Source organism: Cupriavidus taiwanensis, from assembly GCF_900250115.1.
GTDB lineage: Bacteria > Pseudomonadota > Gammaproteobacteria > Burkholderiales > Burkholderiaceae > Cupriavidus > Cupriavidus taiwanensis_B.
The window spans coordinates 1,982,153-2,001,729 of the sequence record NZ_LT984804.1 but is presented as its reverse complement, the minus strand read 5'-3'; the positions used below and the strand labels follow the sequence as shown (position 1 = coordinate 2,001,729).

Sequence of the window (19,577 nt, the reverse complement as noted above, 5' to 3'; positions counted from 1 at the left end):
AAGGTGGGGAGATGAGCAAATTCCATGAACTGACGGTGGCCTCGGTCACGCGCGAGACCCGCGACGCGGTGGCCGTGACCTTCGTCGTGCCGGACGAGCTGGCCGATGCCTACCGCTACGTGCAGGGCCAGCACCTGACGCTGCGCACCGGCATCGATGGCGAGGATGTGCGCCGCTCGTACTCGATCTGCTCGGCGGTGCAGGACGCGCAGCTGCGCGTGGCGATCAAGCGCGTCGACGGCGGGCTGTTCTCCAACTGGGCCAACGAGCAGCTGCAGCCGGGCATGAAGCTGGAAGTGATGCCGCCGTCCGGCCATTTCCACGTGCCGCTATCCGCCACGCACGCGAAGCACTACGTCGCTTTTGCGGCCGGCAGCGGCATCACGCCGATGCTGTCGATCATCAAGACCACCTTGCAGGCGGAGCCGGAGAGCCGCTTCACGCTGTTCTACGGCAACCGCGCCTCGTCGTCGGTGCTGTTCAGGGAAGAGCTGGAAGACCTGAAGGATACCTGGCTGCAGCGCTTCAACCTGGTGTTCGTACTCAGCCGCGAGCAGCTCGACATCGACCTGTTCAACGGCCGCATCGACGGCGAGAAGGTCAACGCGCTGCTGGAGCACTGGGTCAGTCCGCAGGACATCGATGTCGCCTTCATCTGCGGCCCGCACTCGATGATGGAAGAGGTCTCGCAGGCGCTGCTCGACAACGGCGTCGACAAGACCCGTATCAAGCGCGAGCTGTTTGCCACCAGCATCCCGTCGGCGCGGCCGGCCGCGCATGCGCACAAGCAGGTCGGCCAGCAGCAGTGCGAAGTGACCGTGATCCAGGACGGCCGTACCCGTTCCTTCACGCTGGAGAAGAACAAGGAAACGGTGCTCGACGCCGCGCTGGCGCAGGGCATCGAACTGCCGTACTCATGCAAGGGCGGGGTCTGCTCGACCTGCCGCTGCAAGCGCATCGAAGGCGAGGTCGACATGGACGTCAACTTCGCGCTGGAAGACTACGAAGTCGCGCGCGGCTTCATCCTGAGCTGCCAGAGCTACGCCGTCAGCGACAAACTGGTGATCGATTTCGACCAGGAAACCTGAAGCGTTCTCCTGCCATCCCAAATACCCCGATTCACTCGCCCCCGGAGCAAGCCGTGTCCCATCCGTTTTTTGAACGCCACCAGGCGCTGCTGGAACAAGCCACCCAAGCCATTGCCACGCGCGGCTACTGGAGCCCGTTCGCCGAGATGCCGAGCCCGAAGGCCTATGGCGAAACCGCCAACGCCGACGGCAAGGCTGTCTTCGAGGCGCGCCTGAACCAGCCGTTCGCGCTGGCGCAGCCGGGCACCGTCGGCCAGGCCGGCAAGGAAGTCTCGCCGTACGGGCCGGAACTCGGCATCACCTATCCCAGGCCTGACCTCGACCAGCTCTTTGCCGGTGTTGCCAGGGGCATGCCCGCCTGGCGCAAGGCAGGCCCGGAAGCATGGGTCGGCGTGTCGCTGGAAATCCTGCAGCGCCTCAACCGCCGCAGCTTCGAGATCGCCTACGCGGTCATGCACACCACCGGCCAGGCCTTCATGATGGCCTTTCAGGCCGGCGGCCCGCACGCGCAGGACCGCGGCCTGGAAGCCGTGGCCTACGCCTGGGACGAACTGCGCCGCATCCCCAAGCAGGCGACGTGGGAGAAGCCGCAAGGCAAGAACGAGCCGCTGCGCATGGAAAAGCGCTACACCGTGGTGCCGCGCGGCGTGGGCCTGGTGATCGGCTGCTGCACCTTCCCGACCTGGAACGGCTATCCCGGCCTGTTCGCCAGCCTGGCGACCGGCAACGCGGTGGTGGTCAAGCCGCATCCGGGCGCGATCCTGCCGCTGGCGATCACCGTCGAGGTGGCGCGTGAAGTGCTGGAAGAAGCCGGCTTCGACCCGAACCTCGTCACGCTGGTGGCCAACGACCCGAGCGAGCGCATGGCATCGAAGCTGGCGCTGCGCCCGGAAGTGCGCCTGATCGATTTCACCGGCAGCACCGCCAACGGCGACTGGCTCGAGCGCAACGCGCACCAGGCGCAGGTGTACACCGAGAAGGCCGGCGTCAACCAGATCGTCATTGACTCCACCAGCGACTTCAAGGGCATGGTGCGCAATATCGCCTTCTCGCTGTCGCTGTACTCGGGCCAGATGTGCACCGCGCCGCAGAACATCTACGTGCCGAAGGACGGCATCGATACGCCGGAAGGGCGCGTCAGCTTCGACCAGGTTGCCGCGGCGATCGGCGAAGCCATCAGCAAGCTGACCGGCGATCCGGCCAAGGCGGTGGAACTGATCGGTGCGATCCAGAACGACGGCGTGGTGGAGCGGATCGAAGCGTCACGCGCGCTGGGCGAGATTGTCGCCGACAGCCGCGCGCTGGAGCATCCCGAGTTTCGTGACGCGCGCATCCGCACGCCGCTGGTGCTGAAGGTCGATGCCACGGACGAAGCGAAGATCATGCAGGAACTGTTCGGCCCGATCTCCTTCGTCGTGGCGACTGACAGCACCGCGCACAGCATTGAACTGGCGCACCGCGGCGCGAAGACGCATGGCGCATTGACGCTGTCGGCCTACACCACCGATGCCGGCGTGACCGAAAGCATCCGCGATGCCGCTGAAGATGCCGGCGTGGCGCTGTCGCTCAACCTGACCGGCGGCGTGTTCGTCAACCAGTCCGCCGCGTTCAGCGATTTCCACGCCACCGGTGCCAACCCGGCGGCCAATGCATCGCTGTCCGATGCGGCCTTCGTCGCCAACCGCTTCCGCGTGGTCCAGAGCCGCTCGCATATCTGATCGCAAGGCCTGCAATACCCCGGCGCCGGCCCCCCTTGCCTGCGGCGCCCTCATAACGAGATGGAGTAGACAATGGTGCAACGCAACCCCAACCCCAACGAGCTGGAGCCGATCGAGCGCGCCAGCCGCGACGAACTGCAGGCGCTCCAGCTGCAACGGCTCAAATGGAGCGTGCGCCATGCCTATGACAATGTCCCGCACTACCGCAAGGCATTTGCGGCGGCGGGGGTGCATCCGGACGACCTGCAGTCGCTGTCGGACCTGTCGAAGTTCCCGTTCCTGACCAAGCAGGACCTGCGCGACAACTATCCCTTCGGCATGTTCGCGGTGCCGCGCGAGCAGGTGGCGCGCGTGCATGCGTCGAGCGGCACCACGGGCAAGCCGACCGTGGTCGGCTATACCGCGAAGGACATCGATACCTGGGCGAGCGTGGTGGCGCGATCGATCCGCGCCGCAGGGGGGCGCGCCGGCGACCTGGTCCATGTCAGCTATGGCTACGGGCTGTTCACCGGCGGGCTGGGCGCGCACTACGGCGCCGAGAAGGCGGGCTGCACGGTGATTCCGATGTCGGGCGGACAGACCGAGAAACAGGTACAGCTGATCCGCGAGTTCCAGCCCAATATCATCATGGTGACGCCGTCGTACATGCTCAACCTGATCGAGGAGATGGAGCGGCAGGGCATGGACCCGTCGGAAAGCTCGCTGAAGGTCGGCATCTTCGGCGCCGAGCCCTGGACCGACGCGATGCGCGCGGAGATCGAGGCGCGTGCGGGCATCGACGCGGTGGACATCTATGGCCTGTCCGAAGTGATGGGGCCGGGCGTGGCGTGCGAATGCATCGAGAGCAAGGACGGCCCGGTGATCTGGGAAGACCATTTCTATGCCGAGATCATCGACCCGGTGACCGGCGAGGTGTTGCCCGATGGCGCGGAGGGCGAGCTGGTGTTCACCTCGCTGACCAAGGAAGCGCTGCCGGTGATCCGCTATCGCACGCGCGACCTGACGCGCCTGCTGCCGCCGACTTCGCGTTCGATGCGCCGCATCGGCAAGATCACCGGACGCTCGGACGACATGCTGATTATCCGTGGCGTCAATGTGTTCCCGTCGCAGATCGAGGAACTGATCCTGAAGGCGCCTGCGCTGGCGCCGCAGTACCAGCTGGTGGTGACGCGCGACGGGCACCTCGACAAGCTGGAAGTTCGGGTCGAGGCGCGGCCGGAGCGGTCTTCGTCGCTGTCGGCGGATGACCGGGCGGAGCTGGAGCGCGACCTGAAGGACCAGATCAAGACCTATGTCGGCGTGACCACGCGGGTGCAGGTGGTGGCGGCCGAGGGGATCGAGCGCACCACGGTGGGCAAGGCACGGCGCGTGCTGGATATGCGGCCGAAGGTTACGCACGAGCAGCCGGTCGGGGCGATCTGACAGCGCTGCTTTTCACCCACACCCCTGGCAAAGGCTCCCCTCTCCCGCTTGCTGTATGGACCGGGGACATGGGTAACACATGTGCCAGGACATGGGTAACAGTCCAGTCTCCAGTTTAATCGGCCTGCTGTAGGTCTATTGTGGCGACCTTTTGATGGCAGAAGTAGACGTCAAAGGTGCCGTCCAGATCCACGCGAGGGCGCAGCGCTACGGGCGTTCCGACCAAGGCTCGTCCGACCCGGAACGTCTTTCCTCGGAAGCAGATGCGCCCGCCGTCGCCTACCTTTCGCACGATGTCATTGCTGCCGTACTCGATGGGCGGGAGTTCGCGCGGCATCGCCCGTGGGCTAGGCGCATAGCGGCTTGCGGGGGTCTCCATATCCAGCGCGTGGTGGGGGCGCTTGAAGTTGTACACGTGGCGCCAATGGCTGAAGTGCTGCTGGGCATCGTCCAGATCCCGGAAACGCTGGTTGGCCAACAGCTCAGCCTGCATGGTTCGATGGAAGCGCTCGTCCTTACCGTTGGTCTGAGGATGGCCAGGTCGGCTATGACTGAGCCGCACGCCCAGGCGAATCAGCCACGCGCCCAGCGTGGTTAATGCTCGGGGCACTGGGGAACCCCAGGGCGGGCCGTTGTCTGCATTGATCCGTTCGGGCAGCCCATAGCGCGCAAAAGCCATCTCTAACGCTTCCTGTACGGATTCAAACTGTTCGTTGCCCAAGGCCTTGAGCAGCACATTGAACCGGGAGTGATCGTCCAAGACCGTGAGCGGGTGGCACCTCTGCGTGTCGGTAGCGAAGTGGCCTTTGAAGTCAATTTGCCATAGTGCATTGGGCCGGTCGTGCTCGAAGCGCTGCCATGCTGTAGCGGCCGCGCTGGCGGCCGGATCGATCAAGCCATGGCGGCGCAGCACCCAATTGACTGTGCTCGGGGCGATTTGGATGCGGTGGTCGCGCTCCAGCACGCGTGCGATCTTGCGGGCGCCCCAGGCCGAATGTTCGGCTCGTATCGCTAGCACGCTCTCTTCGATGGCAGCTGGAGTTCGGCCGGGAGAGCTATGTGGCCGCCGAGTTCGGTCGTCCAGATCCTCTCGGTTCAACCACTTGTAGCCGGTCTTGCGGCTGATGCAGAAGCGGCGGCAAAGCTCCGCAATATTGGCGTCCGCCTGGCGTGCCAGGCGGACGAACTCTTCTCTTTGCTGCTTCACGGTGGTTTGGCTCCAGGGCAACGTTTTCCTCCCGCTGACTAAGCGGGAAAAGTGTTACCCATGTCCTGGCACACCTGTTACCTATGTCCCCGGTCCATACAGCTTGCGGGAGAGGGGTGGGGGTGAGGGCGGGAGCCTCCACGAAGTGGCAGCGCATCGTGCTTGCCACACGCCGGCCCTCACCCCGGCCCCTCTCCCGCGCGCGGGAGAGGGGAGCAAACCGCCGGCAGATTGACTTCAACCGATTTACCAAAAAAAGGCGCCACCCAGAGCCGCCACGCCACCCCTGCGCCAAAGGAGACAACCATGGACGCGCGACAACTGGAAGCCATCCAGAACCACCCCGACTTTATCCGCCTAACCCACGGCCGCACGCGCCTGGGCTGGTCGCTGACGCTGGTCATGCTGGCGGTCTACTTCGGCTTCATCCTGCTGCTGGCTTTCTCGCCCGCCACGCTCGGCAAGCCGCTCGCCGGCGGCGTCATGACCGTCGGCATCCCCGTCGGCGTCGCGGTGATCTTCGCCGCGGTGCTGCTGACCGCCATTTACGTCCACCGCGCCAACCGCGACCTGGACCCGCTCAACGAACGCGTGCGCAAGGAGTGCGAAGCATGAAGCCGGTACACCGTTTCCTCTGCGCGGCCCTGTGCGGGCTGGCAAGCACCGCTGCCACGGCGGCCCCCGCGATCCAGGGCGAAGCCGCGCAGCGGCCGCTGAACTGGAGCGCCATCGTGATGTTCATGCTGTTCGTCCTGTTCACGCTCGGCATCACCCGCTGGGCCGCGCGGCGCACGCGTTCGGCGTCGGACTTCTATGCGGCCGGCGGCGGCCTTACCGGCTTCCAGAACGGCCTGGCGATCGCCGGCGACATGGTGTCGGCCGCGTCGTTCCTCGGCATCTCGGCCATGATGTTCGACAAGGGCTACGACGGCCTGATCTACGCGCTCGGCGTGGTGGCCGGATGGCCGATCATCCTGTTCATCGTCGCCGAGCGCCTGCGCAACCTGGGCCGCTACACCTTTGCCGACGTGGTCTCGTACCGGCTCGCGCAGAAGCCGGTGCGCATCACCGCCGCGTGCGGCACGCTGACGGTCGTGATCATGTACCTGGTCGCGCAGATGGTCGGCGCGGGCAAGCTGATCGAGCTGCTGTTCGGCACCAGCTATGAATCGGCGGTGGTCATCGTCGGCGCGCTGATGGTGCTGTACGTGATGTTCGGCGGCATGCTCGCCACCACCTGGGTGCAGATCATCAAGGCGCTGCTGCTGCTCGGCGGCGTGACCTTCATGGCGGTGATGGTGCTGGCCTATTTCGGCTTCAGCCCCGAAGCCATGTTCGCCAGCGCCGCCAGGGTGCATGACAAGGGCGCCGCGATCCTGTCGCCCGGCGGACTGGTGTCCAACCCGATCGATGCGATCTCGCTGGGCGTCGGCATGATGTTCGGCACCGCCGGCCTGCCGCACATCCTGATGCGCTTCTTCACCGTGGCGGATGCGAAGGAGGCGCGCAAGTCCGTGCTCTACGCCACCGGCTTTATCGGCTACTTCTACGTGCTGATCCTGGTGGTGGGCTTCGGCGCGATCGTGATGGTGGGCGCGGACCCGGCCTATCGCGACGCCGCGGGCAAGCTGATCGGCGGCAGCAATATGGTGGCCGTGCACCTGTCGCACGTGATCGGCGGCGACCTGTTCCTCGGCTTTATCTCGGCGGTGGCATTCGCGACCATCCTGGCGGTGGTGGCGGGGCTGGCGCTGTCGGGCGCGTCGGCGGTGTCGCATGACCTGTATGCCAATGTGTTCCGCCGGGGGCAGGCCAGCGAGAAGGACGAGATCCGCGTGTCGAAGATCGCCACGCTGGTGATCGGCCTGCTGGCGATGGTGCTGGGCGTGATGTTCGAGAAGCAGAACATCGCCTTCCTGTCCGGGCTGGTGCTGGCGATCGCCGCGTCGGTCAATTTCCCGGTGCTGTTCCTGTCGATGTTCTGGAAGGGGCTGACCACGCGCGGCGCGGTGGCTGGCAGCCTGGCGGGGCTGGTGTCGGCGGTGGTGCTGCTGGTGCTGGGACCGACCGTGTGGGTGGGGATCCTCAAGCACCAGCAGGCGATCTTCCCGTATGCCAACCCGGCGCTGTTCTCGATGACGCTGGCCTTTGCCGCCGCCTGGCTGGTGTCGGTGCTGGACCGCTCGGCGCAGGCGAGCGCCGAGCGCCAGCGCTACGGGGCGCAGTTCGTGCGCGCCATGACCGGCATCGGCGCGGCCGGTGCCAGCCAGCACTGAGCCAGCCACCAGCTCAGTCGGTGTCCTGCTGCGCCTTGTGGCGGGACGCCATCTTCTCCTGCTGCGCCGGCGGCACGTTGTCGTAGTGGCTGAACTGGATGGTGTAGCTGCCGTGGCCGCCGGTGATGCTGTTCAGCCGTGACTGGTAGTCGTTGAGCTCCGACAGCGGCACCTGTCCGGCGACGATCACCGCGTTGCCGGCCGCCGTGCGCGTGCCGTGGACCTGGCCGCGCTTGGTCGACAGGTCGCCGATGATATCGCCCATGGCGCTGCCCGGCGCCGTGACCTCGATATCGACGATCGGCTCGAGCACGCTCGGCCTGGCCTTGAGCACCGCGTCGATAAACGCCTTGCGCCCCGCGGTGGCGAACGCGACCTCCTTCGAATCGACCGGGTGGCTCTTGCCGTCGTACACGGTCACGCGCACGTCCTGCATCGGAAACCCTGCCAGTGGGCCGCTGTCCAGCGCCTGGCGGATGCCTTTCTCGACGGCGGGAATGAACTGGCCCGGAATCGCGCCGCCCTTGACCGCATCGACGAAGTCGAAGCCCGCGCCGCGCGCGAGCGGCTCGATGCGCAGCATTACCTCGCCGAACTGTCCCGCGCCGCCGGTCTGCTTCTTGTGCCGGTGATGGCCCTCAGCCCTGGCGCCGATGGTTTCGCGATAGGCGATCTTGGGCGGGCGCGTTGTGACTTCCAGCTTGTACTGCTCGGTCAGCCGCTCCAGCGCGCAGCGCAGGTGGAACTCGCCCAGTCCGAACACCACGGTCTCGTTGGTGCCGGCGGGATGCTCGATACGCAGGCAGGGGTCTTCGGCGCTGAGCTTGTGCAGCACCTCGGCCAGCCGCTGCTCGTTGCCGCGCCGCGCCGGCTCGATCGCCAGGCCGTAGATCGGCGTGGGAAACTCCAGCGGCGTCAGGTGGATGTCGCCATCCTCGGTGGCGTCGTGCAATACCGCGTCAAAACCCAGTTCATCGACCTTGGCCACCGCGCAGATATTGCCCGGGCCGGCGCGCGGCACTTCCTGTGTCTCCTTGCCTTGCAGCAACAGCAGGTGCGCCACCTTGAACGGCTGGCGGCCCTCGCCGATATAGAGCTGGCTGTCGCGCGTGACCGTGCCCTGGTGGATGCGGAACACCGCCAGCTTGCCGACATAGGGATCGACCACCACCTTGAACACATGCGCCAGCACGTGCTTGTCCGGCACCGGCTCGGCGCGCACCGCCTTGCGCTGCTCGGTGCCCTCGGCGTCCTGGCCGGTGGCGCGGTAGAACAGCGGCGGGTTGCCTTCGGTGGGGTTGGGCAGCAGCCGCACGAAGACATCGAGCAGTTCCTCGACCCCAGCGCCGGTGGCGGCCGAGGTAAAGCAGATCGGCACCAGGTGTCCTTCGCGCAGGGCGCGCTCGAACGGGGCGTGCAGCTGCTCGGGCGTGATCGCCTCGCCCTGTTCCAGGTACAGCTCCATCAGTTCGGGATCGATCTCGATCACCTGGTCGATCAGCGCTTCATGCGCCGACGCCACCGATAAAAAATCCGACTCGCCGGCCGGATTGAAGAAGCAGTCCACCACCTTGCCGCCGTTGCCCGCCGGCAGGTTGATGGGCAGGCACTCCTTGCCGAACGCCTCCTGGATCTCGGCCAGCAGCCCCGGCAGGTCGACCTTCTCGCCGTCGATGCCGTTGATGACGATCATCCGGCACAGTTGCCGCGACTGCGCCCAGGCCATGGCGCGGCGCGTGGTCATCTCGATCCCGGTCTGCGCGTTGATGACGATGGCCGCGGTCTCGACCGCTGCCAGCGCACTGATCGCCAGGCCGGAAAAATCGGGATAGCCCGGTGTATCGAGCAGGTAGATGCGGGTGTCGCGGAAGTCGACGTGGGTGATGGCGGAACTGAGGGAGCGCTTGTACTTGCGCTCCAGCGGATCACTGTCGCTGACCGTCGAGCCGCGCTCGACGCTGCCCGGAGTGTGCAGCGCACCCCCCTTGTGCAGCAGCGCTTCGACCAGCGAGGTCTTGCCGCTTCCCGCATGCCCGAGCAGGGCAACGGTGCGGATGGCATCGGGACTGTCGTGCATGGTGGCTCTCTCGTCCGGCAATGGCTGTCTGGCAATTATTGGCGAAATTCGCCGGAAACGACATACGCCAGTGTCGGCATCGGGACAAAGCCTGATACGCGCATGGGATGAAGTGGTGCGGCCGGCGCTTGGCCGGCCGACAATGGTCTGCTCAGGCCTGGCTGCGGCGCAGCAATCCGCGGACTGCTGCGCCGCAACAGATCAGGCGCCCGCGCTGACGTGGTCGGTCGATACCGCCAGCGCATGCCACGCCGCCAGTTCGCTCTCCACCTTGCGGTTCTTTTCCGCAATGCGGGCGATGGTATCGGAGCCCAGCGGCAGTCGCACCGGCGGGTTGTCGCTGTCGGCCAGGGCCAGCAGCGCGGCGGCCAGCTTGGCGGGATCGCCGGGCTGCTGGTGGTTGGCCGACGCCATGTGGCCGCGCATCGCGCCGACGGTTTCAGCGTATTCGGCGATTTCGGTGCCGACGCGGACCAGCGAGCTGGCATCGAGGAAGTCGGTGCGGAAGAAGCCCGGCTCGACCACGGTGGCGCGCACGCCCAGCGGCGCCAGCTCGGCGTCGAGCGCTTCGGTCAGTCCTTCCACCGCGAACTTGGTGGCGCCGTAGACACCCCAGCCGGGATAGGCCGCGTAGCCGCCGATCGACGAGATATTGACGACGTGGCCGCTGCGCTGGCGGCGCATCTGCGGCAGCACCGCGCGCGTCACGTTGAGCACGCCAAAGACATTGGTGGCGAACTGCTGCTCGACTTCGCGCGCCGAGGCTTCCTCCACCGCGCCCAGCAGGCCGTAGCCGGCGTTGTTGACCAGCACGTCGATGCGGCCAAAGCGGGCCACGGCGGCCTCGGCGGCGGCGCTCGCCTGCGCCTCGCTGGTGACGTCGAGCGCCACGGCGAGCAGGCGGTCGTGCGCGCCGACGGCGTCGGTGACGGTTTCAGGGCGGCGCGCGGTGGCGACGACGCGGTCGCCGCGGGCCAGCGCGGCACGGGTCAGTTCCAGGCCGAAGCCGCGCGAGGCGCCGGTGATGAACCAGACCTTGCCGGTCGCGTTGGTGGCGTTGGCAGCGATGTTGGTGTTGGCGGACATGGTGAATCTCCTTTGGGGTAGTGCTCGGTTTGACTTCGGGTTTGATGGCGGGGCCACGGAGACAAATGTAGGCGGGCGCTGTCCGCAACACTAGGCGCTGCAATCGAGATTTAAAGACAACCAGAAGTTGTCAATAAAAACGCAGGACCTCGATTGAGCAATTCTCAACCGTGTGGCAGACTCGCCGGCATGGACAAACTGCCTCCCCTGAACGCCCTGCGCGCCTTTGAAGCGGCGGCCCGGCACCTGAGCATCACCATCGCCGCGGAAGAGCTGCACGTGACGCCGGGCGCCGTCAGCCGCCAGATCCGCTCGCTGGAAGATGGCCTGGGCGTGCAGCTGCTGCATCGCGGCCACCGGCAGATCTCCCTGACCCGCACCGGCGAGGATTACTACCGTGCCGTGACCCGGGCCATGGACGACCTGCGCGAGGCCACGCGGCGGCTCGGCAAGCGCGCCAGGCGCAAGCAGCTCAAGGTGCGCGCCTACACCACCTTCGCCATGCGCTGGCTGATTCCGCGGCTGTCGAGCTTCCATGCGGCCAACCCGGGCATCGAGGTGCTGCTGACCGCATCGCTGGATCCGGTCGATTTCCGCAAGGAAGACATCGACGGCGCGATCCGCCTCGGCGACGGCAAGTGGAGCGGCGTGAATTCCCACCGGCTGGTGTCCAACATCCTGGTGCCGGTGTGCAGCCCAGGCGTTGCCGCCGGCAGCCCGAAGGTGAAGAAGCCGGCCGACCTGCAGCACCAGACGCTGCTGCATTCGATCGCGCGTCCGGACGACTGGGCGCACTGGCTGAAGGCCGCGCGCGCCGATGCGCAGGTCGATGCGCGCAGCGGCATGACCTTCCAGAGTTCCGCCATGGCCTACGCGGCGGCAATGGAAGGGCAGGGCTTCGCCATCGCCCAGCGCTTCCTGGTCGCGGCCGACCTGGAGGCCGGGCGGCTGGTCGCGCCATTCCGCCAGGCGGTCGACATGGGTGATTTCACTTACTACCTGCTGACGCCGGCGGACCGCAAGGAAAGCGCCAGCATGGCGGTGTTCCGCGAGTGGTTGCTGGCGCAATGCGAGACCCAGGGCTAGTCCCGCGCACGCCGGTCAGGCGGTGGTGGCGGCCAGCGGCTGGACGTCGGCGCAGTGGATCGCGCCGCGCGCCTGCAGCGCGGCAATCTGTGCGCGGGTGTAGCCGAAGTCAGCCAGTACCGCTTGCGTGTGCTGCCCGCACGCCGGCGCTGGCCGCGCCGGCAGCGCGTTTTCCTGCGCACTGTTGATCGGGAAGCCGGGCATGCGGACCTCCCCCAGCGTTTGGTGCCGGACGCGCTGCACCATGCGGTTGGCCGCCACCTGCGGGTGCGCCATCAGGTCTTCATAGGTGGCGACGCGTGCGCACAGGATATCGGCGTCCTGCAGCAGCGCCAGCCATGCGTCGGTGGAGCGGGTCACGAACGCGCTGGTCAGTGCCTCGACCATGGCCCCACGGTTGGCCACGCGCAGCGGCGACGTGGCAAAGCGCGGATCGTCGGCCATCGCCGGCAGGCCCAGCACGTCGCACAGCCGGCGCCAGCGCTCGGGCATGTAGGCTGCGACCATGATCCATCCGTCCGCGGTGCGGAAGGCCTGGTTGGGCGCCGCGTAGGGGGCGGCGCTGCCCGCGCGTTGCGGCAGTTGCCCGTCGGCGCAATAGCTGGTGAGCGACGATTGCTGCAGCGCCAGCGCGGCGTTGAGCAGGCTGACGTCGAGATGCCCGCCCTGGCCGTCGCGGGCCCGCTGCGACAGCTTGCCCAGGATGCCGACGCAGGCGACATAGCCGGTCATCACGTCGACCACCGGCGCCTGTACCTTGCACGGCTCGCCGTCGGGCAGGCCAATCAGGCTCATCAGCCCCGAATCGGCCTGGATGATGCCGTCGACGCCGGCACGGCCGGCATACGGGCCGTCCTGGCCATAGGCCGAGATCGAGCAGTAGACCAGCGCCGGGTTCAGCGCCGACAGTTCGACATGGCCCAGCCCGAGGCGCTCCATCACGCCGGGGCGCATGCTTTCCACCACGATGTCGGCTTCGGCCGCCATCCGGCGCGCCACCGCGAGACCCTCGGGGGATTTCAGGTCCAGCGCCACGCCCAGCTTGTTGCGATTGAAGCCGTGGAACAGCGCGCTGTCGTCGCCCAGCCAGCCAGGGCCGAGCCCGCGGCCCAGTTCACCGCCGGGCGGTTCTACCTTGATGACCCTGGCGCCCATGTCGGCCAGCAGCATGGTGCAGGTCGGCCCGGCGCCGATCTGGGTGAAGTCGATGACGGTCAGTCCGTCCAGTGCGTCGCGCAGCATGTCAGCTCTCCGGAAGGATGCGGGATCGTTTGAACGTGCCCTGCGCGGTGGCGACCTGCACGCCGGCATCGGTGGCCAGTTCGGCCGAGGCAAAGTACAGGCTGTTGCCGGCGCGGCTCACCGTCGCGGTGGCGCGCAGCCGGCCCGCGCTGGCCTTGCTGAGGTAGCTGATGGCCAGCATCACCGTCACGGCGTGGCCGAGGGCGCCGTCGGCGCCGGTCGGCAGGCCGGCGTAGCCGCACGCGGCGTCGAGCAGCGTGGCGATCACGCCGCCCTGCACGCTGCCCTGCCGGTTCAGGTGGCGCGGCTCGACGTCCAGCTCGAAGGCGCAGCGGCCGTCGCCCACGCTGGCCAGGCGGATGCCGAGGTAGTCCAGCAGCGGGTTGTCGGTGGGCGGCGGCATGGCGCGATCGATGAGATCGACGAGAGCGGCGGGCGCGTTCACAGCGCCACCTTGATGTTGTTGTCCTGGATCACACGCTGCCAGCGCGACATTTCCTTGCCGATATACGCCTTCAGTTCGTCCGGCGTGGAGGCTTGCGGCTCGAAGCCCTGCTTCGCCAGCTGCCCGGCAACGTCGGGCGACTTCAGCGCGGCCACCAGCGCGGCGTTGACCTTGTCGACCACGGCCCTGGGCGTGCGCGCCGGCGCCAGCAGGCTGTACCAGAGTTCCGCGTCGTAGCCGGCGATGCCGGCTTCGGCAAAGGTCGGCAGCTCGGGCATCAGCGCGCTGCGCTTCTTGCCCGCGATGCCGAGCGCGCGCAGCTTGCCGGCCCGCACGAACTGGATCGACGAAGCAAAGGTGGCGAACGAGATCTGCACCTGGCCGCCCATCAGGTCGGTGATCGACGGGCCGGTGCCGCGGTAGGGCACGTGCAGCAGTTCGGTCTTGTTCAGTTTGGCGAAGACTTCTCCCGCCAGGTGCTGCGGCGTGCCGGGCCCCGGGCTGCTGTAGCTGAGCTTGCCCGGGTTGGCGCGGGTGTACTGGATGAACTCCTGTAGCGTGCGGAACGGCTGGTCGGGATTGGCGACCAGCATGATCGGCACCGACGCGATGCGCCCGACCGGCTCGAAGTCGCGCTCGACCTGGAACGGGATCTTCATGCCGAGAAACGGGTTCATCGTGATCTGGCTCGACGCGATCACCAGCGTGTAGCCATCCGGCGCGGCATGCGCGACGTAGTCAGCGCCCAGGTTGCCGCCGGCGCCGGGCTTGTTCTCGATCACGATGGTCTGGCCCAGCAGCTGGCTCATCTTGGGCGCGATGGCGCGAGCCAGGATGTCATTGCCGCCGCCCGGGGCGAACGGCACCACCAGCGTGACCGGCTTCTGCGTGGGGTAGGGTGCCTGTGCCGCTGAGCTTAGCGCGGTGGCCGCGAGCACGCCGGCCATTGCCGCGCGCATGATTCGGGAAATACCTGCCATGGTTGTCTCCTGCGTGGTTCCTGTCAGTTGGTCAGCGGCCCGTGTAGCGGGGCTGGCGCTTTTCGGCGAAGGCCTGGCGGCCTTCAGCGCGGTCGGCGGTATCGCGCAGCACGCCCCAGTAGAGTTCGGTGAGCTGCTGCGCGTCGGCTTCGCTGAGGTGGCTGGTCTGGCGCGACAGCTTCTTAACCGCCTGCACCGCCAGCGGCGCGTTGTCGGCGATGCGCGCGGCCAGCGCCAGCGCGCGGTCGGGCAGGGCGTCGGGGGCCATGGTCTCGGTGACCAGGCCGATGCGCGCGGCGTGCGCGGCATCGATGCGTTCGCCGGTCAGCACCATCTGCATCGCATGCGCCGCGGGCACGGCCTTGAGCAGCCGGTGCAGGCCGGACACCGCCGGGATCGAGCCGACCGCGACTTCGGGCAGGCCGAAGGTCGCCTGCGTCGACGCAATCCGCAAGTCGCACTGCAGCGCGATCTCCAGCCCCGCGCCGAGGCAGTGCCCGTTGACCGCCGCGACCAGCGGCTTGGACAGGCCGAGGTCGCTCAGGTCCATCAGCCGGATATAGAGCCCCAGGTCAGCGGCCTGCTCCGGCGCGCGGAACAGCGCCTCGGGGTAGGTGGCGGCAGAGGTGCGCGTGCCCTTCAGGTCCGCCCCGGCGCAGAAGGCGCGCGTGCCGGCACCGGTCAGCACCGCGACGCGCAGGTCGTCGCGGTCGCGCACCTCGGCCAGGTGCGCGCGCAGTTCGCGCAGCGTGGTCACGTCGAGCGCATTGAGCGCGTCGGGCCGGTCGATGGTCAGCACTGCGACCGCGCCTTCGATATGGCGTTGGATGGTCATGATGGCCTCCCTACACGCTGGGCGACGACAGGCTGCGCCCGCCGCAGACATAGAGCGTCTGGCCGGTCACGTACGACGACTGCGCGTCGAGGAAGAAGCTGACCGCATTGGCGATATCGTCGGCGGTGCCGATGCGCTGCACGGGCACCGACTTCTGCAGCCGCGCCTGCACCTCCGGCGCAAAGCCCCGGAACAGCGGCGTATCGACGATGCCGGGCGCGACCGCGTTGACGGTGATGCCCTTGCCGGCGAACTCGATCGCCAGCGAGCGCGTCAGGCTGACCACGCCGCCCTTGGCCGCGGAATAGTTGGCCTGCCCGAAGCCGCCCAGCCAGGCCCGCGACGAGATATTGACCACGCGCCCGTAGCCGCGCTCGACCATGCCGGGCAGCGCCGCGCGGCAGCACAGGAACTGCGAGCGCAGGTTGGTATCGATGACCAGGTCCCAGTCGTCGTCGGTCATCTTCAGGAAGCGCATGTCGCGCACGGCTCCCGCGTTGTTGACCAGGTAGTCGACGCGGCCGGCGCGCGCCGATACCTGTGCAAAGGCATCGTTGACCGCGGCGGAATCGGTCAGGTCGGCGGTGGCGCCGAAGGCGTTCAGCCCTTCGGCAGCCAGCGCGCCGACCGCCTCGTCGAGCGCGCCGCCATCGCGGTCGAGCAAGGCCACGGTCAGCCCTTGCCGCGCCAGTTGCGTGGCGATACCCAGGCCTATGCCGCGTGCGGCGCCCGTGACCACGGCCACATGCGTGGGATCGAATCGTTGCGTACCCATCTCAGACTCCCAGCACGTGGACGGAAGACGCGGCGTGGTCGACGCCCGCGATGCCGCCGCCGGTGCATTGCGTCAGGCCGACGCGGGCATTGTCGACCTGGCGCTCGCCGGCACGCCCTTGCAGGTGCCACAGGATTTCGACCATCTGCGCCACGCCGGTGGCGCCGAGCGGGTGGCCTTTTGCCAGCAGGCCGCCGCTGGGGTTGACCGGCACGCGGCCGCCCAGCCGGGTCGCGCCGGACTTCAGCAGCGACACCGCTTCGCCTGGCCCGGCGAGGCCCAGCGCTTCGTAGTAAAGCAGTTCGGCGATGGTGAAGGCGTCGTGCAGTTCGACCACGTCGACATCCTGCGGCCCAAGCCCGGCCTGTTCATACGCCTGGCGCGCGGCACGCGCGGTGATCTCGGCATCGAGGATATCGTCGTCGGCCTCTTCGCGCAGGCCGGACACCACCACCGACGACAGCACCTTGACCGGGCGCGCCTGCGCCGGCCGGCGCGTGCTCAGCACCACGGCGGCGGCGCCATCGGCCTGCGACGGGCAGCACTGCAGCAGCGTCAGCGGGTCGGCGATCATGCGCGAGCCGAGCACTTCTTCCACGGTGGTGGCCTTGCGCTGCTGTGCATACGGGTTGAGCGAGCCGTTGTAGCGGTTCTTGACCGCCACTTCCGCCAGGTCGGCCGGCGCAGCGTCGCGCTCGTGCAGGAAGCGCGTGCCGCGCATCGCATACACCGCGGGCAGCACCATGCCGGCCCTGGCATAGAGGTCCGTCTTGCGGTCATTGCGCTGCAGCGGGATGGTGCCGCCGCCGAGCGCGGTGAGCTGCTCGATGCCGAACACCAGCACGGTGTCATATTGCCCGGCCAGCAGCGCGTGCCGCGCCAGGTGCACGCCGGTGGCACCGCTGGCGCAGGCGTTCTCGACGTTGTAGACCGGGATGCCCTTCAGCCCCAGGTCGCGCACGATCAACTGGCCCAGGATCATGCCGCCGAGCACATTGGCGCAATACACCGCCTGGATGCGGCTGGCCGGCACGTCGGCGTCGGCCAGCGCCTTGAGGATGGCCTGTTGCGCCAGTTCCGGCGCCAGCACGCCGGGGTGGCGGCCGAACGGCGTCATCGCGCCGCCGTGGATGTAGATGTCCTGCATGGTGCTTTCCCTTTCCTTTTTTTGGATCCGTCAGGCCGTGACGGCCTCGAAGACATAGCCGAACTCGGCATCCGGGCGCGCTTCATAGCGGTCGCCGATCACCGGGCGCGCCTTGCCTTGCAGGCGCCCGAAGATCCGCACCGGACCGACGAAGTCGACATAGCCAAGCGCGTACGGGGGCTGCCCGGTCTTGGGCGCGGGATGGATCACGGTGAAGCTGTAGACCACGCCGGAGCCGCGGATGGCGACCGGGTCATGCTCGGCGGCGAGCGGCGAATCGGCCGGCACGGCCGGGAAGATCCATGCGCCGCTGGCGCGGTGGCGCGAGGCGGTCAGGTGGGGGAGGGGGTCCGCACTCCAGAGCGGATAGGCTTGGTCTGACACGGCAGTCTCCTGTGTTGGTGGGCCTTGGCGTAATGGTTGTCGCTGGCGGCGCGCGCGACAAACGACATTTCGGGTGCCTTCACTTGAGAAAAAATCAAACGAAGGGCCGGCGCAGGGCGTCAGGAGAAGCGTGTTGGCGGGAAGCCGGCGTGGGGCCTCGGGGGGGCAGGTACGTACTGAAGGGTCAGGCCACCAGGCCGACCAGCCGCGACAGCGACTGCTCGGCGCCGCGCGAGGCCGCCACCACGAAGTCGATGAAGCGCCGGACCCGCACCGGCATCTGGCTGCGGTGCGGGTAGTACATGTACAGCCCGACCTGGCTGCTGCTGTATCCAGTCAGGATCGCCCTGAGCCGGCCGCTGACCAGGTCAGCATGGACCATGTAGGCGGGCAGCTGGCCGATGCCAATGCCGGCGCGTACCGCCTCGACCTCGGTTTCCACGTCGTTGAAGCTGGCCACGGCCGGCAGCTCCTGGTACACCAGGTTGCCGTCCACCTGCAGCTCCCACGGCACCATGCGGCCGGTGGCGGGGCGGCGGAAGCCGGTGCACGGGTGCCGCATCAGATCGTCGAGCGTGGCCGGCTCGCCATGCCGCGCCAGGTACTCCGGCGCGGCGCAGATCACCAGCGGCAGGTCGCACAGGCGCCGCGCCACCAGGTTCTGGCCCGGACTGGTGCCGACGCGGAAGCCGACGTCGATCCTGGCTTCGACCAGGTCGGTGAAGAGATCGCTCAGCACCACGTCGAAGCCGATGCCGGGATGCTGCTCGCGGAAGCCCTTGACCAGCGGCACCAGCACGCGGCTGCCTAACGACGGCGGCGCGGTCAGGCGGATCAGCCCGTCGTCGTCGCCGCGGCTGGCGCGGACCTGCTCGAGCGCTTCGTCGAGCTGGCGCATGCCGGGGGCGGTCAGTTCGAACAGGCGCGCGCCTTCGTCGGTCAGGCTGAGCTTGCGCGTGGTCCGGTGCAGCAGGCGCACGCCCAGGTGGGCCTCGAGTGTGCGCACCGCCTTGCTCGCCGCCTGCGGCGTGACACCGGCTTCGACCGCGGCACGCCGGAAGCTGCCGGCGCGTACCACGCCGAGGAAGAGGGTGAGGACCCGGGCCTTGTCCATGACTGGCAACCAGTGGTTGGGAATGCGCCCATCATAGCGCCAGTCATGGCCACGCAGGTGGCAAGGCACCTAGGGCTCGACCAGGTGCTCGATGCGGATCGGCAGCTCCCGCACGCGTTTGCCGGTGGCGTGGAAGACGGCGTTGGCGACGGCCGGGGCCAGTCCCACCAGGGCGATTTCACCGAGCCCCTTCGCTCAGTTCGTTGACGTGGGGATTGACCTCGTCGACGAAATGCGCCTCCAGGCCCTGCATATCCAGGTTGACGGGCACCAGGTAGTCCGCCATGTACGCATTCACCGGGCGGCCGTCGCGCGGGTCGAGCGCGGTGCGCTCCATCAGCGCCATGCCGATGCCGCCAACCATGCCGCCGGTGCACTGGCTGGCGGCCAGCCGCGGATTGACGATGCGGCCCGCGCCATAGGCGCCGACCACGCGCCGGACCCGGATGGTGCCCACATCGGGATCGATCGCGACTTCGACGAACACCGCGCCGAAGGCGTGCATGGAGAAGCGGCCGCGCACCGCCGCATCGGGCCCCGATATCTCGCCAACGCCAGGCGGCTTGCAGCCCCATGCGCTCAGCAGGGTCCTGGACTATATCCACGGCTCCCCGGAGGTGGTGACGCTGCAGGCGCTGGCGGATCTTGCCAGGGTCAGCCGCTTTCATTTCGCGCGCATGTTCAAGCGCAGCATG

At 67.8% G+C, this 19,577-nt stretch carries 17 protein-coding genes and 1 pseudogene; 6 read left to right on the top strand and 12 right to left on the bottom strand.

Annotation, left to right across the window (positions count from 1 at the left end; translation table 11 throughout):
- Window positions 1-11: 11 nt before the first annotated feature.
- The 3 genes from paaE to paaK all read left to right on the top strand — a co-directional run bounded on the left by paaE (window position 12) and on the right by paaK (window position 4,228).
- The gene (gene paaE, locus CBM2586_RS25730) at window positions 12-1,088 is read left to right on the top strand and encodes a 1,2-phenylacetyl-CoA epoxidase subunit PaaE (protein ID WP_115690633.1); all 1,077 of its coding nucleotides are present in this window, start codon (window positions 12-14) and stop codon (window positions 1,086-1,088) included.
- A gap of 53 nt (window positions 1,089-1,141) precedes the next feature.
- Complete coding sequence (paaN, locus tag CBM2586_RS25725) at window positions 1,142-2,806, top strand: phenylacetic acid degradation protein PaaN (protein WP_115690631.1); 1,665 nt, start codon at window positions 1,142-1,144, stop codon at window positions 2,804-2,806.
- 72 nt (window positions 2,807-2,878) lie between these two features.
- Window positions 2,879-4,228, top strand: coding sequence for a phenylacetate--CoA ligase PaaK (gene paaK / locus CBM2586_RS25720; RefSeq protein WP_115663938.1), 1,350 nt, complete (start codon window positions 2,879-2,881; stop codon window positions 4,226-4,228).
- Window positions 4,229-4,343: 115 nt separating this feature from the next.
- Here paaK and CBM2586_RS25715 read toward each other — a convergent pair whose 3' ends face one another.
- Window positions 4,344-5,456: an IS481 family transposase gene (locus CBM2586_RS25715; protein ID WP_115687561.1), complete on the bottom strand. Its 1,113-nt coding sequence runs from the start codon at window positions 5,454-5,456 to the stop codon at window positions 4,344-4,346.
- Window positions 5,457-5,741: 285 nt separating this feature from the next.
- Here CBM2586_RS25715 and CBM2586_RS25710 point away from each other — a divergent pair, with 285 nt between their 5' ends.
- Both CBM2586_RS25710 and CBM2586_RS25705 read left to right on the top strand, forming a co-directional pair.
- Complete coding sequence (locus CBM2586_RS25710) at window positions 5,742-6,050, top strand: DUF485 domain-containing protein (protein ID WP_115690629.1); 309 nt, start codon at window positions 5,742-5,744, stop codon at window positions 6,048-6,050.
- Complete coding sequence (locus CBM2586_RS25705) at window positions 6,047-7,711, top strand: cation acetate symporter (protein WP_115690627.1); 1,665 nt, start codon at window positions 6,047-6,049, stop codon at window positions 7,709-7,711. The genes CBM2586_RS25710 and CBM2586_RS25705 overlap by 4 nt, the downstream gene beginning before the upstream one ends.
- Window positions 7,712-7,724: 13 nt before the next feature.
- Here the strand turns inward: CBM2586_RS25705 and fusA are convergent, their stop codons facing one another.
- Both fusA and CBM2586_RS25695 read right to left on the bottom strand, forming a co-directional pair.
- Window positions 7,725-9,788: an elongation factor G gene (fusA, locus tag CBM2586_RS25700; protein ID WP_115690625.1), complete on the bottom strand. Its 2,064-nt coding sequence runs from the start codon at window positions 9,786-9,788 to the stop codon at window positions 7,725-7,727.
- Window positions 9,789-9,989: 201 nt separating this feature from the next.
- Complete coding sequence (locus CBM2586_RS25695; RefSeq protein WP_115663942.1) at window positions 9,990-10,874, bottom strand: oxidoreductase; 885 nt, start codon at window positions 10,872-10,874, stop codon at window positions 9,990-9,992.
- A 189-nt stretch (window positions 10,875-11,063) separates the two neighbouring features.
- Here CBM2586_RS25695 and gcvA point away from each other — a divergent pair, with 189 nt between their 5' ends.
- The gene (gene gcvA / locus CBM2586_RS25690) at window positions 11,064-11,960 is read left to right on the top strand and encodes a transcriptional regulator GcvA (protein WP_115690623.1); all 897 of its coding nucleotides are present in this window, start codon (window positions 11,064-11,066) and stop codon (window positions 11,958-11,960) included.
- 15 nt (window positions 11,961-11,975) lie between these two features.
- Here the strand turns inward: gcvA and CBM2586_RS25685 are convergent, their stop codons facing one another.
- The 9 genes and pseudogenes from CBM2586_RS25685 to CBM2586_RS25645 form a co-directional block, all read right to left on the bottom strand.
- Complete coding sequence (locus tag CBM2586_RS25685; protein ID WP_115690621.1) at window positions 11,976-13,202, bottom strand: CaiB/BaiF CoA transferase family protein; 1,227 nt, start codon at window positions 13,200-13,202, stop codon at window positions 11,976-11,978.
- Window position 13,203: 1 nt separating this feature from the next.
- The gene (locus tag CBM2586_RS25680; RefSeq protein ID WP_115666401.1) at window positions 13,204-13,605 is read right to left on the bottom strand and encodes a PaaI family thioesterase; all 402 of its coding nucleotides are present in this window, start codon (window positions 13,603-13,605) and stop codon (window positions 13,204-13,206) included.
- Between the two features lie 38 nt (window positions 13,606-13,643).
- Entirely contained in the window at window positions 13,644-14,627 is a 984-nt protein-coding gene (locus tag CBM2586_RS25675; protein ID WP_115690619.1) for a tripartite tricarboxylate transporter substrate binding protein, read from the bottom strand.
- A 31-nt stretch (window positions 14,628-14,658) separates the two neighbouring features.
- Window positions 14,659-15,462, bottom strand: coding sequence for an enoyl-CoA hydratase/isomerase family protein (locus CBM2586_RS25670; protein WP_115690617.1), 804 nt, complete (start codon window positions 15,460-15,462; stop codon window positions 14,659-14,661).
- Window positions 15,463-15,472: 10 nt separating this feature from the next.
- A complete protein-coding gene (locus CBM2586_RS25665; protein ID WP_115690605.1) occupies window positions 15,473-16,237 on the bottom strand; it encodes an SDR family oxidoreductase in 765 nt (254 codons plus the stop codon).
- Between the two features lies 1 nt (window position 16,238).
- Window positions 16,239-17,384 carry a thiolase family protein gene (locus tag CBM2586_RS25660; protein ID WP_115690603.1) on the bottom strand — a complete coding sequence of 382 codons (1,146 nt, stop codon included), beginning with the start codon at window positions 17,382-17,384 and terminating at the stop codon, window positions 16,239-16,241.
- Between the two features lie 30 nt (window positions 17,385-17,414).
- Window positions 17,415-17,768: a Zn-ribbon domain-containing OB-fold protein gene (locus CBM2586_RS25655; protein ID WP_115690601.1), complete on the bottom strand. Its 354-nt coding sequence runs from the start codon at window positions 17,766-17,768 to the stop codon at window positions 17,415-17,417.
- 184 nt (window positions 17,769-17,952) lie between these two features.
- On the bottom strand, window positions 17,953-18,882 hold the full coding sequence (locus CBM2586_RS25650) for a LysR family transcriptional regulator (RefSeq protein WP_115663950.1): 930 nt from the start codon (window positions 18,880-18,882) through the stop codon (window positions 17,953-17,955).
- A gap of 69 nt (window positions 18,883-18,951) precedes the next feature.
- Window positions 18,952-19,423: pseudogene (locus tag CBM2586_RS25645) on the bottom strand (molybdopterin cofactor-binding domain-containing protein); the annotation flags it as partial.
- Window positions 19,424-19,577 lie beyond the last annotated feature (154 nt).

Bases quoted from the DNA above. Each gene is read 5' to 3' on its own strand.
- gcvA (WP_115690623.1), top strand. From the start codon at position 11,064: ATGGACAAACTGCCTCCCCTGAACGCCCTGCGCGCCTTTGAAGCGGCG.
- CBM2586_RS25695 (WP_115663942.1), bottom strand. From the start codon at position 10,874: ATGTCCGCCAACACCAACATCGCTGCCAACGCCACCAACGCGACCGGC.
- CBM2586_RS25710 (WP_115690629.1), top strand. From the start codon at position 5,742: ATGGACGCGCGACAACTGGAAGCCATCCAGAACCACCCCGACTTTATC.
- CBM2586_RS25650 (WP_115663950.1), bottom strand. From the start codon at position 18,882: ATGGACAAGGCCCGGGTCCTCACCCTCTTCCTCGGCGTGGTACGCGCC.
- paaE (WP_115690633.1), top strand. From the start codon at position 12: ATGAGCAAATTCCATGAACTGACGGTGGCCTCGGTCACGCGCGAGACC.
- CBM2586_RS25705 (WP_115690627.1), top strand. From the start codon at position 6,047: ATGAAGCCGGTACACCGTTTCCTCTGCGCGGCCCTGTGCGGGCTGGCA.
- CBM2586_RS25685 (WP_115690621.1), bottom strand. From the start codon at position 13,202: ATGCTGCGCGACGCACTGGACGGACTGACCGTCATCGACTTCACCCAG.
- CBM2586_RS25680 (WP_115666401.1), bottom strand. From the start codon at position 13,605: ATGCCGCCGCCCACCGACAACCCGCTGCTGGACTACCTCGGCATCCGC.
- paaK (WP_115663938.1), top strand. From the start codon at position 2,879: ATGGTGCAACGCAACCCCAACCCCAACGAGCTGGAGCCGATCGAGCGC.
- CBM2586_RS25670 (WP_115690617.1), bottom strand. From the start codon at position 15,462: ATGACCATCCAACGCCATATCGAAGGCGCGGTCGCAGTGCTGACCATC.
- CBM2586_RS25660 (WP_115690603.1), bottom strand. From the start codon at position 17,384: ATGCAGGACATCTACATCCACGGCGGCGCGATGACGCCGTTCGGCCGC.
- fusA (WP_115690625.1), bottom strand. From the start codon at position 9,788: ATGCACGACAGTCCCGATGCCATCCGCACCGTTGCCCTGCTCGGGCAT.
- CBM2586_RS25665 (WP_115690605.1), bottom strand. From the start codon at position 16,237: ATGGGTACGCAACGATTCGATCCCACGCATGTGGCCGTGGTCACGGGC.
- CBM2586_RS25675 (WP_115690619.1), bottom strand. From the start codon at position 14,627: ATGGCAGGTATTTCCCGAATCATGCGCGCGGCAATGGCCGGCGTGCTC.